The 12992-nt window shown below is 35.2% G+C and carries 20 protein-coding genes; 5 read left to right on the plus strand and 15 right to left on the minus strand.

What is annotated here, in order from left to right; translation table 11 throughout:
* Window positions 1-103 precede the first annotated feature (103 nt).
* From C5Q98_RS06265 to C5Q98_RS06330, 14 genes are all read right to left on the minus strand, one after another.
* On the minus strand, window positions 104-646 hold the full coding sequence (locus tag C5Q98_RS06265; protein WP_106012787.1) for a hypothetical protein: 543 nt from the start codon (window positions 644-646) through the stop codon (window positions 104-106).
* Window positions 639-836, minus strand: a complete 198-nt coding sequence (locus C5Q98_RS06270) for a hypothetical protein (RefSeq protein WP_106012788.1) — start codon at window positions 834-836, stop codon at window positions 639-641. The genes C5Q98_RS06265 and C5Q98_RS06270 overlap by 8 nt, the downstream gene beginning before the upstream one ends.
* Window positions 833-1126: a hypothetical protein gene (locus C5Q98_RS06275; protein WP_106012789.1), complete on the minus strand. Its 294-nt coding sequence runs from the start codon at window positions 1124-1126 to the stop codon at window positions 833-835. The genes C5Q98_RS06270 and C5Q98_RS06275 overlap by 4 nt, the downstream gene beginning before the upstream one ends.
* The gene (locus C5Q98_RS06280) at window positions 1098-1445 is read right to left on the minus strand and encodes a VRR-NUC domain-containing protein (protein ID WP_205728427.1); all 348 of its coding nucleotides are present in this window, start codon (window positions 1443-1445) and stop codon (window positions 1098-1100) included. Before C5Q98_RS06280 ends, C5Q98_RS06275 begins: the two co-directional genes overlap by 29 nt.
* Window positions 1445-2800 (minus strand): DEAD/DEAH box helicase, encoded by a 1356-nt coding sequence (locus C5Q98_RS06285; protein ID WP_106012790.1) that lies wholly within the window; start codon window positions 2798-2800, stop codon window positions 1445-1447. Before C5Q98_RS06285 ends, C5Q98_RS06280 begins: the two co-directional genes overlap by 1 nt.
* Window positions 2801-3110: 310 nt before the next feature.
* Window positions 3111-5006 carry a DUF927 domain-containing protein gene (locus C5Q98_RS06290; protein ID WP_106012791.1) on the minus strand — a complete coding sequence of 632 codons (1896 nt, stop codon included), beginning with the start codon at window positions 5004-5006 and terminating at the stop codon, window positions 3111-3113.
* A gap of 2 nt (window positions 5007-5008) precedes the next feature.
* Window positions 5009-5512 carry a CHC2 zinc finger domain-containing protein gene (locus C5Q98_RS06295; RefSeq protein WP_106012792.1) on the minus strand — a complete coding sequence of 168 codons (504 nt, stop codon included), beginning with the start codon at window positions 5510-5512 and terminating at the stop codon, window positions 5009-5011.
* Between the two features lie 2 nt (window positions 5513-5514).
* Window positions 5515-6081 (minus strand): hypothetical protein, encoded by a 567-nt coding sequence (locus C5Q98_RS06300; protein ID WP_106012793.1) that lies wholly within the window; start codon window positions 6079-6081, stop codon window positions 5515-5517.
* Window positions 6082-6085: 4 nt separating this feature from the next.
* Complete coding sequence (locus C5Q98_RS06305) at window positions 6086-6724, minus strand: AAA family ATPase (protein WP_106012794.1); 639 nt, start codon at window positions 6722-6724, stop codon at window positions 6086-6088.
* Between the two features lie 9 nt (window positions 6725-6733).
* Window positions 6734-7228 (minus strand): siphovirus Gp157 family protein, encoded by a 495-nt coding sequence (locus tag C5Q98_RS06310; RefSeq protein ID WP_106012795.1) that lies wholly within the window; start codon window positions 7226-7228, stop codon window positions 6734-6736.
* Window positions 7221-7562 carry a helix-turn-helix domain-containing protein gene (locus C5Q98_RS06315; RefSeq protein ID WP_158695730.1) on the minus strand — a complete coding sequence of 114 codons (342 nt, stop codon included), beginning with the start codon at window positions 7560-7562 and terminating at the stop codon, window positions 7221-7223. Before C5Q98_RS06315 ends, C5Q98_RS06310 begins: the two co-directional genes overlap by 8 nt.
* Window positions 7555-7749, minus strand: coding sequence for a hypothetical protein (locus C5Q98_RS06320; RefSeq protein WP_106012797.1), 195 nt, complete (start codon window positions 7747-7749; stop codon window positions 7555-7557). Before C5Q98_RS06320 ends, C5Q98_RS06315 begins: the two co-directional genes overlap by 8 nt.
* On the minus strand, window positions 7718-7966 hold the full coding sequence (locus C5Q98_RS06325) for a hypothetical protein (protein ID WP_106012798.1): 249 nt from the start codon (window positions 7964-7966) through the stop codon (window positions 7718-7720). The genes C5Q98_RS06320 and C5Q98_RS06325 overlap by 32 nt, the downstream gene beginning before the upstream one ends.
* Entirely contained in the window at window positions 7960-8268 is a 309-nt protein-coding gene (locus C5Q98_RS06330; protein ID WP_106012799.1) for a helix-turn-helix domain-containing protein, read from the minus strand. Before C5Q98_RS06330 ends, C5Q98_RS06325 begins: the two co-directional genes overlap by 7 nt.
* Window positions 8269-8340: 72 nt before the next feature.
* Here C5Q98_RS06330 and C5Q98_RS06335 point away from each other — a divergent pair, with 72 nt between their 5' ends.
* Complete coding sequence (locus C5Q98_RS06335) at window positions 8341-8526, plus strand: hypothetical protein (RefSeq protein WP_106012800.1); 186 nt, start codon at window positions 8341-8343, stop codon at window positions 8524-8526.
* Window positions 8527-8701: 175 nt separating this feature from the next.
* Here the strand turns inward: C5Q98_RS06335 and C5Q98_RS06340 are convergent, their stop codons facing one another.
* Entirely contained in the window at window positions 8702-8914 is a 213-nt protein-coding gene (locus C5Q98_RS06340; RefSeq protein ID WP_158695731.1) for a helix-turn-helix transcriptional regulator, read from the minus strand.
* A gap of 127 nt (window positions 8915-9041) precedes the next feature.
* On the opposite strand from C5Q98_RS06340, the gene C5Q98_RS06345 reads away from it, so the two are divergent.
* The 4 genes from C5Q98_RS06345 (at window position 9042) to C5Q98_RS06360 (ending at window position 12970) form a co-directional block, all read left to right on the plus strand.
* Window positions 9042-9722, plus strand: coding sequence for a helix-turn-helix domain-containing protein (locus tag C5Q98_RS06345; RefSeq protein WP_106012802.1), 681 nt, complete (start codon window positions 9042-9044; stop codon window positions 9720-9722).
* A gap of 15 nt (window positions 9723-9737) precedes the next feature.
* The gene (locus C5Q98_RS06350) at window positions 9738-10715 is read left to right on the plus strand and encodes a DUF3644 domain-containing protein (protein WP_106012803.1); all 978 of its coding nucleotides are present in this window, start codon (window positions 9738-9740) and stop codon (window positions 10713-10715) included.
* Between the two features lie 249 nt (window positions 10716-10964).
* Window positions 10965-12080 carry a tyrosine-type recombinase/integrase gene (locus C5Q98_RS06355; RefSeq protein ID WP_106012804.1) on the plus strand — a complete coding sequence of 372 codons (1116 nt, stop codon included), beginning with the start codon at window positions 10965-10967 and terminating at the stop codon, window positions 12078-12080.
* Between the two features lie 440 nt (window positions 12081-12520).
* Window positions 12521-12970, plus strand: a complete 450-nt coding sequence (locus C5Q98_RS06360; RefSeq protein ID WP_106012805.1) for an 8-oxo-dGTP diphosphatase — start codon at window positions 12521-12523, stop codon at window positions 12968-12970.
* Window positions 12971-12992 lie beyond the last annotated feature (22 nt).

Raw genomic sequence — 12992 nt, forward strand, 5'->3', positions numbered from 1 at the left:
TATCGCACTTAGAATTGTAATAACCAACAGTACGAGTAAAACTCCGCATGTAGCTCCTAAACCTAAACCAAATCCGATTTGGAAAAATGTTTTAATCATAATTCTAATCTCCCCATACATACATCTTGTCTTTGTTTGGATAATATTCTTTGAAATACCAATACAATTCTTCTTTAAACTCATCTATTATTTGTCTTGCAATCTCATATGTTTTGTAATAACCAAAAACTGGTAAATCGTTAACACTATAAGTGTACTCTGGTAAAATATCATTTTTAATGTATTTGCTATCTTCATAGAAAATAAAATATTTCTTCAAATTCATATTTCCCCAATCTGGCTCCCAACCGTCATTTAACTCAATGCGTCTTATTCTTATGGCTTGCTCTAACTGCATTGCCTTGATTACCATTCTTGCGTCTTCTTCTGATTTGAAATAGTTGCCAATACTTGAATTTTCTTTTATTTGGCAGATGTCAAACCAATTGGGATAATTATTTTCAGATTCGCACTCTAACTCGTCATTGATATAAAAGAATTTTTCAGCTTCACTTGGCAAAGTCCTAATTTTCTTTTCATCTTCTGGTAATGCTTCAACTTGCTTTTTCAACTCTTCTATTTGTTTTAATATTTCTGCTTTAGTCATTTTCTTCTACCTCCTCAATCCTAAGATTTGTTACTTTCTTTAAATATATACCTTGATACTCAAGCTCCATCTCATATACAGCATCCTCAATGAATTGCTTTTGTATTTCTATCCATTTTTCTTTGCTAACATAAGACATACGTCCTATTGCTTCATCTGTAATTTCAAAACTTACTTTGTACTTAATCATATTGCGCTCCTTAAAATTGCTTTTACTGTGAATATGTCTATTCTGAAATAATCAGAAATCTCCTTCGTTGAATAGTCTGTGTCTAACTTCATGCGAATAATTCTGCCCCTCACATCTTCCTTGAAGAATGCTTCTCCTACTTCTCGATAAGCACTAACTGCTATCTCCGGAACGTCTAACCTCTCGACTATCTCATCGTTACTAAATCCATAATCAATTAAGATCTTGATCTCTCGTTCCTTCTCGTGTCTGCCTGCTATACTAGTCCTCCGTGATGATTCTGATTGCATCTTCTACACTCCTTGCTACTCCTGCTAAACATCCTGCTTGTTTCGCCATTTTTATGAACTTAGCTTGATTTTTAGAAACTCTCCCTGTCTTAGTCTTAACTTCTATGAATACTGCTTTACCGTCTGATCTTCTAAATCCTGATAAATCCGGATAACCTTCTACTGCGACAGATATCCTGCGCAAGTGATGAATATATGGTGTACCGTCTCTCATAGTATTGAACTGACCTTGGTAGTACTTACCTGCAGGTATCCTAAACACTGCAGCGTATGGACTAACTCCTACCTGAATTCTTTTCTGTAATTCTATTTCTGTCATTAATATGGCACCCAAATCCCTCTGTTAACGCATTGATGGTATGCCCAACCCTTCTTGTATCCTCTGGCTTTAGCTATTGCCATAAACTCCGAATAAGTCTCAGCGTTATCAATAGCTTCACTTGACCAATAATAGAGTTGCTTCTTCCTGCGTTTTTCTTTATCGATTTTCTCTAGCATTATGTTTCGTTGAACTTCTAATTCTCTCGCAGTAGTTTCATAAATTTCTCCACAAACTGGACAAGTCTTTAACGTGCTCTCATATGCTGCATAACAATCCTGGCAAATCCTGATGTTGTAGTTTCCGTCTTTGTCTATTTTTCTTCCTTTAGACTTTACTTTTTCTTTTAAACTCCAGTTTCTTTGATCTTCAGGCAGTCCGTGCCTATCAATGTTTCCTACGTGGTCAATGATCACTGCAGTCTTACCTTCTCTAGGTCTTAACGCTCTACCTGCCTGTTGCAAGAATATTGTTAAGCTCTTTGTCGGTCTTAACATTCCCACTACATCGCAGTTTGGCATATCGAAGCCTTCTCCGATTAAGTCGACGTTGCATAGTATTTGGATCTCGTTATTTCTGAACTTTTGAATAATCTCATCACGCTCTTTCTTTGGTGTGTTTCCGTCGAAGTGTACTGCTTCAATTCCGTTATTTTTGAAATACTCGGCAGTTTCTTCAGAGTGTTTAACTGTCGCACAGAAATAGATAGCTTGTTTTCCATTAGCATGTTTCTTGTATTCTTCTAAGACTTGCCCATATATCACGTTGTCTCGCATAGTAGCTTCTACTTGTTTCCTATCAAAGTCCCCTCTAACTACTTTTAAATCTGAAGTATTGAACTTAACTTTTGGCGCTATGTAGTCATAATCAGATAAGTAACCTAGATTAATCAGTTGCCTTGTAGTAACTCCTAGTACTAGATGATCAAATACTGTTCCTAATGGTTGACCTGATAACCTCGTAGGTGTAGCAGTTAATCCTATGATATGAGTATCAGGATAAGCTTCTACTATTTTCTCCCAAGTCCTAGCAGTAGCATGATGCGCTTCATCAAATACTATTAAGTCAGGTTTAGGCAACTTCTTCCACTGACTAACCATGTCTATGTGAATTGTATTAATCGGTATATCAAACTTTTTAAACGTATCTATTGCTTGTTGCTTTAATTCACGTCTATGAACTAAGAACCAAACTGTATTACCTTTTTTCTGAGTCTGAGCGCTCATCCAAGCAAATACTGCAGTCTTACCTCCGCCTGTTGGTAGAACTACTAAAGGTCTTTGATGTCCTTTTACTAATGAACTATGTGTTTTCTTAATTAAATCTCTTTGATATGGTCTTAGCTTTAATTCCATTACTATATCTCCTATGTATTAGACCACTAGACCACTTAAAAATGTAGAGTGGTCTAGTGAGTGGTCTAGTAAAAAATCCCTTAACCATCGGCTTTATTACTATTACTAGACCACTAGACCACTATATTTATATATATAATATATATAGAAGCGTATATACATATATATATGTAATTTATACGTATATATATATCTACCCTCTGAAAAGTGTGGTCTAGTGGTCTAGTAACTTCTGTAACCCTTGCCCTGCCTGCGTTTCAGAGTTTTAATTTGGGTCTAGTGAGTGGTCTAGTAGACCCAGATTTGTGGTCTAGTTCCTAAATTCGTCTGCTTTTTCCATGTTGTACACGTTAAATCGTTGTTGTTTTCCATCTATGAACTTACGCACTCCATACCTAACCTTGCCATTAGATGTGCCCTGTTCAACTTCTATAACTCCTATGTCAGCTAACGCACTCAAAGCTGATGTGTAGTTGTTAACTTCATCCATTAAAACTTCGTTTCGCATTACTGACGGTATGAAATACACGGTTCTTTCGTCTTCATCTATATATCCTGCCAGTTGTTGCGGCTGAAAATTGATTAGTGATTCATTATCTCCAATAACTTTGAACCTCGATCGATTGATGTTGATCCAGTCGTTAATGACGTCTATAGCTCTAAGTTCAACGCTTGAGTCGTCTTTTCTGACTAGTACGCTTATGACTTCATCTGGTGTTAGGTGTGAAGCAGGCTTCTTATCGTCTGAACGTTTGAGGACTTTCCACATAATGCTGTCTCCGATTAATAACGCGGTTGCAGTCATCAATTGTTTGTCGTGAATCTCTCCCTTGCTTAAACTTTGCAATGTTGTACCTAACGTTTGGTACATCTCTTTTATGGTTTCTTTACCTATGCGCTTTATTTCATTTACTATAATCTCGCCGCCAAAACCGTAGTTGTCTCGGATTGTATTCGCGATCTTATTACCTTCTGTGAAATCTACCAGTTGATCCTTAAGCTCTATCTCTATAGCTCTGGCAAAAGCACCTTGACCATCTGTGTTTTTAACGATTGGACTTTCTCCAGTAGTTAAGACCATGAGTCTCCAAGTGCCTTGGCGCTGGAGTCCGCCGTCGCGCCTGCCCCTGCCTTTGCCCTGTCCGCTTGCTAAGTTGTATACACTGAATGTTGTTTGTCCTTTGTATTTGCTTGACAGTTGCAATTCGTCTAGAACTAATGGACAGTGCTGTAAGGTTTCTGCGTATCGCTCAATAGCTACTGTTGTTGAATTAAAAGATTGCAAATACTTACCTGATTCTGGATCTCCCCAAAGACTAGCTGCAACCATTGCGAGTAAGCTCTTACCAGTACCAGATTTTGTAGACCAAACATGACAAAATGCTGTGTCTATTCCTAAAACGCTTAACACTGGACTTGCAGCCGCTGCTGCTAACATAATTTTTGCAGCAATTGAACGCTCTCTAAAATCAATTATTGTATCTTGCCAGAGCTCGAAATCTCCCTTGGTCTCTACTGATTCAAATAGGCTCTGCAAACTCATATCGCCTGAGAAATCTAACCTGTCAGAATACGGCACAAAATCGCCTTGATCAGTCCAACCCAGAGCAGAGGTTGCTCTTTTGATAGGTATAGTTTCATAGTTGATATTGTCAAAATCCTGTAAGTACTTAATTAATAGATTTGCGTTGTCAGTTGTAACTGATATCCCATAATCTGCTAGTGTAACTATCTTTGTTGAGCTTGCTATAGTAGACTTATCGACTGTTATTGACATCCATCTGTCATTCGGCTTATAAGTTAGTTCTACCTTCTCGGTCTTATCGATATTATCTATTAAGCGCCTGCTTATATATATCGGATGACTGATTACGCATTCGTTTTGATAGTCAAATATCGCGCCTTCATCAGTCAGCTTAAAGTTCGTAGAAAAATCGAAGTTATTTAAACTTTTGTCTACTAGTTTCGGCTTAGGTTTGGTTTTCTTGATCTCTTCGCCTTCGTTGTAATCTGCAAGATATGCGTTAAGTTTTCCATCGAATTCTTTAGCAGTAACTCCTTTAGTCCTTGCGATTTCACGCATTTTGTACATCTCGTTCTCAAAATTGAAGTTAGATTTGTCTTTTAGTCCGGCAAGCAATTCAAAAGGGACAATGGTCTCATAATCTAAGTCTCTATAGTCTATGCCTTTTTCGTTTTCTGACATTCTTACCACCTTTCTGTGTAGTCGAACCAATACCGTTCTAGATTCTGATAAGCGTTTATGACCTCTTCCGTGAAATCTTCTATATTTGTTGGATTGGTTTCTAGAAACTTCTCTATGATTAGTTTCTGTTCCAAATACCTGTTGTAGTAGAATCTTGCAGCTTCACTTTCAATTAAGTTGTTGCTTACTTCTGTTTTCAAACGAACTTTTCTAGCCTTTTCCTCATGTGTTAGCTCTCTATCTACTAATCCATATAAACCTGCTATACCTTTGACCGCTTCTGTGAAATTTACTTTGTATACGAACATGTAAAAATCAATTATTGATCCTCCGCGATTGCAAGCAAAGCAGTACCAAGAATTAGTGTCGTCATAGATATAAAGGCTAGGCGTGTCATCTTTATGATCAGGGCAGGAAATGAACCCTGCCCTGTTTGTATTGAAACCCAGTCTCTTGACTAAGGAAATAATGCTTACCTCATCTTTTAAACGTTCCGCCCTAATCATGATTAGATATCAAAAGGCATATCGTCAGTATCAGTTCCGCCTAGATCAAATAACCCTGATTTGTCGACCTTTGCTTTTGCTAGATCTGCATCTGATAGTTCTTTTTTATCAGGTATTATTTGATCCTCGACCTTATCTATTCCACAGAACCAACGTAATTTATTTGATGTTTTAACTTCTCCTTGTTGGTTCAGATACTCTTGCTCTCCAAAGACTCCACCGACTTCTCTACCTACTAAGCCTTGTTCGTGATCCCAGTCAAACTTGTAGCCTGGATTAGAATTCTCTACAGATGTGATGAACTGTTTTAGATTTCTGACTGCCCACTCGTTTTCTGTCAGCATAATGTAGTGTGTGCCTTGGTAGTAGCGACCTTTAGTGTGGTTTTTCAGGAAATAACCTGGTTGTTTATCTTTTTTTGATGTGTCGTATGTGATGACTAGCATGTCATTACCACTTTTTGATACTGTTTCTTCTACTGTTAGGATCTTTAGGTAGTGCCCGCCTAAATCTAATGGTTTCCATCCTGTGTTTGTTTCTACTTTGTCGTAATTGCTTGGTTTTCTCATTTTTCTAATACTCCTTTAATTCTTTAATTAGTAATGTAATGTCGTTCTCGATTTCGTCCTGCTCGAACATCCCTAACGGTGTCTTTGCTGTTGTGTTTTCTCCTCTGGTTTGGAAAACATAACCTGATGAGGTTTGCTTTGCTAATAACACGGTTGTGAACTTAGACTCGAGAACTATTTTTTCTAGTTTCCTACCGTTAGTCTTTAGCCTTGTTTGACGGTAACCGTCTTCAGTTGTGATTGTTTCTGCGTGACCCAGAATAATGACTACTTGATCTTCTCTAAGGTCTGATGCTAGCTTGCATATTGAGTACGCAAAATCTGCTAAGTCAGTCCATTTGTCGTAGCCTTTAACCTTTAGATTTGCCATCTCATAATCCAGCATTACCGCGTTAATTGTGTCGATGATGATGTACTTGATATTCTCTGACTGCTTAGCTGATAGCATGGCTTTTAAGATTAGGTCATAACTACTTGATTTGATATAGTTCTTGTTCTTAGAGTTGTACTGGTCGCGCCAACCTTTCCAACTCAGTCCCTTACCGTCTGCATCTATATATAGAACTTCTTTAGGCGGTAAATTTCTTAAGCTTGTGGTCTTGCCTGCGCCAGACTCTCCCATAATTAATACTGCTTTACTCATTCAACACTCCTACTTAATCTGTAAGTTTTGATTTTCAATCAACATCGCGCCTGCTATGTCTTGACCGTTTTTTATCGCTTTTTTGATTGAGACCTTGTCAGGTGTAACAGTTAATTTTGCGTTGATGTATTCTTCAGGAATTAAGCTTTCGTCTAAGATGTCGACTGATTCTGATTTCCTGAAACTTATCCTGACGTCGTCTGTCTCAACTTTGTCTTTGCCTGCTCGGTTCATCATGTCTGATAGATAAGCCTTTAAGCGTTCAGCTTTGTTAATCGTTGACTTTTGGCGGTCATATAACGAATCGCGTTTATTCTTAATAGCCTCCGCCTGAGCTTGTAACTCTTGGATATATAAAGCGATATTGCTTGCTTTGTCGTCGAACTCCCCTTGGATCTCTTCTAGTTGCTCAAGGTTTAATAATTCGCCTGTTTCTTCGTCTATCTCAATGTTTTCGAAAATCTGTAATAATTCTTCTGTGATTCCAAATAAGCTTTTATTCATCGTCTTCTCCTTCCACTTTTAGATCTACTAAATCCAATACATCTAATAATTTGTTCAACATTTCTCGGCTAGGTGTTCTATCTCCTCTCATCCAACGTCTAACTGTTGAATCTGCGACTCCTACTTCTTTGGCTATCTCATCAACTGAACGTTTGTCCATCTTCACTAGTCGTTTAATCTCTGATGCAGGCAGTGTATTTGTTACTTTAATCATTACTTTTAGTGGAATAATGTAGCTTAGAATTTGGATCACATAATCGAGTGATTGAGCTTTTGCATTAGCTACTATTTCTGCTGCTTTTAAATAATCTTCTTTTGTTAAATTGCTATTCATCTCTCGATACCTCCTCATAATCTGCGTTTTTAATTAATTGCTTTAAATTTCTTATTTCTTGGTCTATAATTAAGTAAGAATCTTCTATTTGGTAGATCTGTTCTTGAATTTGCGTGGTGGCTTTTTCTAACAGATCTATTATTTTGCTTAAGTCGCTATCCGACAGTTTTAAATAGATTTCTTTCATCTTTTAATCTCCTCTCTACTTCTTGATTGACTTGCTCCCTTAAAGCCTCATCACCTGCTTTCTTTTTATTGAGTTGCCTCTTTAGCTTTTGATTATCGTATTCCAACTTCCAAAGCTCTTTTTGCATCACCTCCATTTGATTGTTTGAATATATTGCCCACATTACTGCTAGTGCAGTGATTGGTGCTGTAACCCATAAAATTGCTGCTACTACCATGTCTCTGCTTCCTTTCTATTGTTTCTAGTTATCATCTGATATAAATCTCTCATTACTTCTTCATCTGTTCTTGGTTTCTCTTCCTCTATGTCCCATTCTGTAAGCTCTCTAATTACTTCTTTTGTTGTCATATCGAAATAAAATTTAATTAAAGTAATTTCATTCAAACTAAACGGAAGATTCTGCCTTAGCCTATTGCTTACAGTTACCTCGCTTATCCCAAGTATTCTTGCTAGGTCTTTTTGCTGAACATGCTGTTCTTGCATTCTTTTCCTAAACTTGGTGTAATCCAGTTTCCTCATATTGGTCTGCTCCTTTCTATGTATTGTTTGTGCTATCCTTTATTTAAAATCTAAGTAAAGGAGGTTATTTATATGCTTTCACCTTATGAAGCTACAATCGAAGTCTTAAAATCTCGATTGACAAATTCCACTGCTGTAGTAAATCAAGAAAGTGCTAAAGATGTAGCAGACTTCGCCCAAGTTCTTTTTGATAAATTCACTGAACTTTACACAGCAGATAAAGCCAATAAAAAGTCTCAACAAGTTAAATATAATTAGAAGCCACTGACTTATTGAGTTCTATTAGAAAGTCTGTTTCGGATTGGTTTAGCTGACTACCGTTACAGGCTTTTTCTAATAAGTACTTTCCATATTCAAAAAACAACTGTTGTATTTCATATATTTCTATAACCTTATTCATACTTCCTATCCTTTCCTTTGTGTTGCGTTAAAGTCATACATTGGTTGACTTTGAATTTAAAATTTTTTCTGTTAAATCATCAATTGTTAAACCTAACGCATCTGCTAATTGATTTGCTGACTCTAGTGTAGGTATCACAGATCCTTTAGCTATCCTACTTACACGTTGTCTACTCCAACCTAAATGATCTGCTAAGTTTGATTGAGAACCATACTTTAAAATAATTATTTTTTGTAATTCCGTCATATTGCCTCCTTTCATAAATCATATCTTAGTTGACGACTTAATAGTAAATCATCAAAAAGTACTTGTCAACCAAGATGTGATAATGTAACATAGATGTAACATTACAGTTGACTAGGAGGAGTTCTTTATGGCTACATTTGGTGAGAAAATAAAAGCTATTAGATTTCATTTAGGCTTTACGCAAGATGAGTTAGCTAAAAAACTTGATGTTACTAAGCAGGTTATAAGTAAGTATGAAAACCAACAAGCTTCACCTAGATTGGATACAGTTAGTGAGTTTGCAGAAAAATTAAATATAGAATTAACATTCTTAATTAACGATACTTACACAGTTGAGCAAACAATCAATGCTTTAAATAGAACTGCAGTTGTTAACTTTACTAACTCCCTTCCTTCAAATATTATCCCAATCAACAAAGCTAGACGAATACCAATTCTTGGCTCTGTCGCTTGTGGTACTCCTACTTTTGCTGAGGAAAACATCGAGGATTACTTTGTTACTAATGACATTATCAAAGCTGATTTCTGCTTATATGCTAAAGGCGACTCAATGATTGAAGCTGATATAAATGATGGCGATCTAGTTTTCGTTCGTAAAACTCCTGCTGTTGATAATGGCAAGATTGCTGTTGTATTAATCGGCGAAGAAACTACGCTTAAACGTGTTTATAAGACAGAGGATAGTCTAATATTGCATGCTGAAAACAGAACCTACCAGCCTTTAATTTATACAGAAAAGGATTGCAAGATTGAAAATATAATGGTGCTCGGCGAGATGATTGGTATCTATAAGAATATTAAGCAGTAAGTTAGGGAGATATCTATGAATAATGATGATTTAATTAAAAGATTAGTCGATAAAAGTATAGAAGCTTTTTTAATGGGCTTAGAAGTTTATAACAAGCCTACAATTAAATACAGGATTGAAGGCTTTAGTTTCTTCATATGTAATGCATGGGAACTTATGCTTAAGGCAGAATTAATAAAAAAAGATATACCGATTTATTACAAAAACAACCCAGATAGAACCCTTAATATATCTGAATGTATATCAAAAATTTATCCTGATAAAAACACTAGGATTAGATTGAATTTAGAAAAAATAGTTGAGCTTAGAAATACAAGCACCCATTTTATAACTGAAGATTATGAAGTTAAATATGTAGGGCTGTTTCAAGCATGCGTATTAAATTATTCGAATGAACTGCAGAATTTTCATAATGAAAATATCTTAGAATATATACCTCAGAATTTTTTAACAATAACTCCACACTTTAAAGCATTAAATAACGAAGAAATAAAGATTAAGTACCCAGTGGAAATCGCTGAAAAATTAATAGAGCGTTCCAATTCAATTGATGTATTAAGTGATGAAATAAATTCGGATAAATTTTCTATTCAAGTTAATCAGAACCTTTATATAACCAGAGATAGAAGCAATGCAGACTTCACGTTAAGAATTACTAAAGATTCTGAAAAAGGTGTAGCAATCGTAAAAGACTTGAAAGATCCTTCTGATACACATAAATACTCATATTCTAATGTAATTACAGCAGTTCAGGAGAGAATGAAAAAGAAAAATTTAAAAATTGATTACGAAAAGGGGTTCAATACATATGTATTTCAATTATTTATAGATTTTTACAACATAAAATCCGAACCTAAATACACTTATCGTCATACAATTGGAAATAACTCACAGTATACATATTCACAAACATTAGTAGATTTTATAATAGGAATGATGGAACAAGACCCTAATAACTTTGTTAAAAGCTTAGTCAAAAATAAAAAAAGATGACCTCAGGCACATAGGAATTCTCAGCTTTCAGCCTACCCCATTATGGGACCCAGCGTTAATCCTTCACAAGTCATCTTACAAGTTTATTATAGCAAAAAACAGTAAAAAAACAATAACATTCAGTGAAGTGAGTAAAAAATATCAAGTTCATTGAAAAACAAAAAAGACTAGTTCCCCCACAGAACTAGCCTTAACACATAGCACACTAAGAAAGGAGCATGCTACACATATTATAGCAGATTATTAAATATGCCTAAAAATAGAATTCAAAAACATAATAATGGCAAGTATTATTATCAAATTACAATTAACAACAAGCGTAGATCAATTTACCAGCGCAAGAATGAAAAATTAAAAGACTTTGAAAAACGTTGTAATGAATTAGACATGTTGGCTGAAAATGGAAATCAACCATTTGCCTATTCAGGCTTAAATATTGAATCAACATTTGATGAATTATTCAGAACTTGGCAGAAAGAATATCAAATTCCTAACAATTCAAAATCAGATGTTAAAGGTTTAGAAAATTCTTATAAGTTATTTCTTGAGCCTATAATAGGTCAGTTACCATTGCACAAAGTTGATCGTGCATTAATATATAGAATTTTAAATGACCAAGTCAACCAAGGCTATTCTAAAGATTATATAGCTAAGACTAGAGCATGCATTTCTAGAACATTTAATTGGGCACGTAATCAATTAGGTTTAAAGATTGACGTCCCAACAACTGGCATTAAACTTAAATATAAAAAGGTTAAAAAGCCTATTAGAGTTATATCATATGCTGAAGCTGATTTATTTTTTGAACATGCCATTAAAACCAGATACTACAATTATTTTAAACTGTTACTCCTTACAGGTTTAAGACCATCAGAAGCTCTAGGCTTGCAAGTTGGAGACATTAAGAACAATTATCTAGAAGTTAATAGAGCAATTACCAAGCATGAAGATAGCAATCTTAAAACAGAGTCTGGAAAGCGTAAGATACCTATCACAGATGAAATTAAAGTTGTACTAAGCAATCAACTAGAACAAACCAATACAATTTGGCTATTCCCTACCAAAACGCAAAGTAAGCCAAATATGTTCGCTATAGAGAGCTGTTTTAAACGGATAATGAAAAAGATTAAACCCATCAAGTTTGTACTTTATGATTTTAGGCACACATTTGCAACTAGAGCAGCCGAATCTGGAATGCCTTTTAACATTTTACAAAAATTAATGGGACACAAAACAGTCGATGTTACTTTAAAATATTATGTAGGAATTTCCAGCGAGCAAGAAGATCAAGCGATGAACTACATGCAGAAATTAAACGGTGAATTATCAGACAATCGACATGAACAAAATAATAAAATTAGCTAGAAAAGTACTGCAATTATACTGCAATAGAATTAAATTTATTTTAAATTACAGAAAATCTAATTAATTTTAAAATAGTTTAAAGCTAGCAATCATCGGGTTTTTATCTATTTTTATTAAACTGTGTTAAACTAAAATTTAAGTTAGTTTAAGCTTCGGGAGTAGGAAGCCGCAAGTTCAAGTCTTGTCACCTCGACCAAGTGTGAAGCTTGTAACTGTCGGAGTTACAGGCTTTTTAATATTTATGCATTATTTTAAAACACACAAAAAATATGCCAATTATATGCTAATTGAAAATGATGTTTCTTTTTGCTCAAAAAAATATTTTGTTCAGCTCTTCCATCTATTCTATATGCTAGAAGTTTCATTTTTCAGAAACTTCATTTATTATAAGCTTCAAGGATTTTTATATTACTTATTAAATATAGGAGCTACTTACGCAAATGTACGCACTAGAAAAAGCTGAATTCACCAACATGTGTATGATCTCTGATGGCAATAAAGTTGTGGTAATCGAACGCAAAGGACAGTCCTGGCCTGGTTTTACTTTTCCTGGCGGACATGTAGATTTTGGCGAATCTTTCACAGAATCTGTAATTCGCGAAGTAAAAGAAGAAACTGGTCTAGATATATATAATCCTAAACTTTGTGGTGTAAAAGATTGGTTTGAAGCTGGTAGACGTTATGTTGTTTTTCTTTACAAGACTGATAACTTTAGTGGACAATTAAAATCCTCTGAAGAAGGCGAAGTTTCTTGGGTCAAATTCTCAGAGCTTGGGCATCTCCCATTAGCTAACGAGATGTACCCTATGTTAGAAATTTTCACTAATGATAATTTAAGCGAATTTTTCCGATATGAAGATGATAATGGTTGGAACTTCGAGCTTAAATAAACTTTTTAATTTTTCCTTCCAC

Source organism: Fastidiosipila sanguinis, assembly GCF_002998295.1.
GTDB lineage: Bacteria > Bacillota > Clostridia > Saccharofermentanales > Fastidiosipilaceae > Fastidiosipila > Fastidiosipila sanguinis.

Excerpts from the sequence above, each read along its gene's own strand:
- C5Q98_RS06360 (WP_106012805.1), top strand. The coding sequence starts at position 12,521 with ATGTACGCACTAGAAAAAGCTGAATTCACCAACATGTGTATGATCTCT.
- C5Q98_RS06305 (WP_106012794.1), bottom strand. The coding sequence starts at position 6,724 with ATGAGTAAAGCAGTATTAATTATGGGAGAGTCTGGCGCAGGCAAGACC.
- C5Q98_RS06315 (WP_158695730.1), bottom strand. The coding sequence starts at position 7,562 with ATGAATAGCAATTTAACAAAAGAAGATTATTTAAAAGCAGCAGAAATA.
- C5Q98_RS06265 (WP_106012787.1), bottom strand. The coding sequence starts at position 646 with ATGACTAAAGCAGAAATATTAAAACAAATAGAAGAGTTGAAAAAGCAA.
- C5Q98_RS06335 (WP_106012800.1), top strand. The coding sequence starts at position 8,341 with ATGCTTTCACCTTATGAAGCTACAATCGAAGTCTTAAAATCTCGATTG.
- C5Q98_RS06310 (WP_106012795.1), bottom strand. The coding sequence starts at position 7,228 with ATGAATAAAAGCTTATTTGGAATCACAGAAGAATTATTACAGATTTTC.
- C5Q98_RS06340 (WP_158695731.1), bottom strand. The coding sequence starts at position 8,914 with ATGACGGAATTACAAAAAATAATTATTTTAAAGTATGGTTCTCAATCA.
- C5Q98_RS06325 (WP_106012798.1), bottom strand. The coding sequence starts at position 7,966 with ATGGTAGTAGCAGCAATTTTATGGGTTACAGCACCAATCACTGCACTA.
- C5Q98_RS06350 (WP_106012803.1), top strand. The coding sequence starts at position 9,738 with ATGAATAATGATGATTTAATTAAAAGATTAGTCGATAAAAGTATAGAA.
- C5Q98_RS06320 (WP_106012797.1), bottom strand. The coding sequence starts at position 7,749 with ATGAAAGAAATCTATTTAAAACTGTCGGATAGCGACTTAAGCAAAATA.
- C5Q98_RS06270 (WP_106012788.1), bottom strand. The coding sequence starts at position 836 with ATGATTAAGTACAAAGTAAGTTTTGAAATTACAGATGAAGCAATAGGA.
- C5Q98_RS06275 (WP_106012789.1), bottom strand. The coding sequence starts at position 1,126 with ATGCAATCAGAATCATCACGGAGGACTAGTATAGCAGGCAGACACGAG.
- C5Q98_RS06355 (WP_106012804.1), top strand. The coding sequence starts at position 10,965 with ATGCCTAAAAATAGAATTCAAAAACATAATAATGGCAAGTATTATTAT.
- C5Q98_RS06295 (WP_106012792.1), bottom strand. The coding sequence starts at position 5,512 with ATGATTAGGGCGGAACGTTTAAAAGATGAGGTAAGCATTATTTCCTTA.
- C5Q98_RS06290 (WP_106012791.1), bottom strand. The coding sequence starts at position 5,006 with ATGTCAGAAAACGAAAAAGGCATAGACTATAGAGACTTAGATTATGAG.
- C5Q98_RS06345 (WP_106012802.1), top strand. The coding sequence starts at position 9,042 with ATGGCTACATTTGGTGAGAAAATAAAAGCTATTAGATTTCATTTAGGC.
- C5Q98_RS06285 (WP_106012790.1), bottom strand. The coding sequence starts at position 2,800 with ATGGAATTAAAGCTAAGACCATATCAAAGAGATTTAATTAAGAAAACA.
- C5Q98_RS06330 (WP_106012799.1), bottom strand. The coding sequence starts at position 8,268 with ATGAGGAAACTGGATTACACCAAGTTTAGGAAAAGAATGCAAGAACAG.
- C5Q98_RS06300 (WP_106012793.1), bottom strand. The coding sequence starts at position 6,081 with ATGAGAAAACCAAGCAATTACGACAAAGTAGAAACAAACACAGGATGG.
- C5Q98_RS06280 (WP_205728427.1), bottom strand. The coding sequence starts at position 1,445 with ATGACAGAAATAGAATTACAGAAAAGAATTCAGGTAGGAGTTAGTCCA.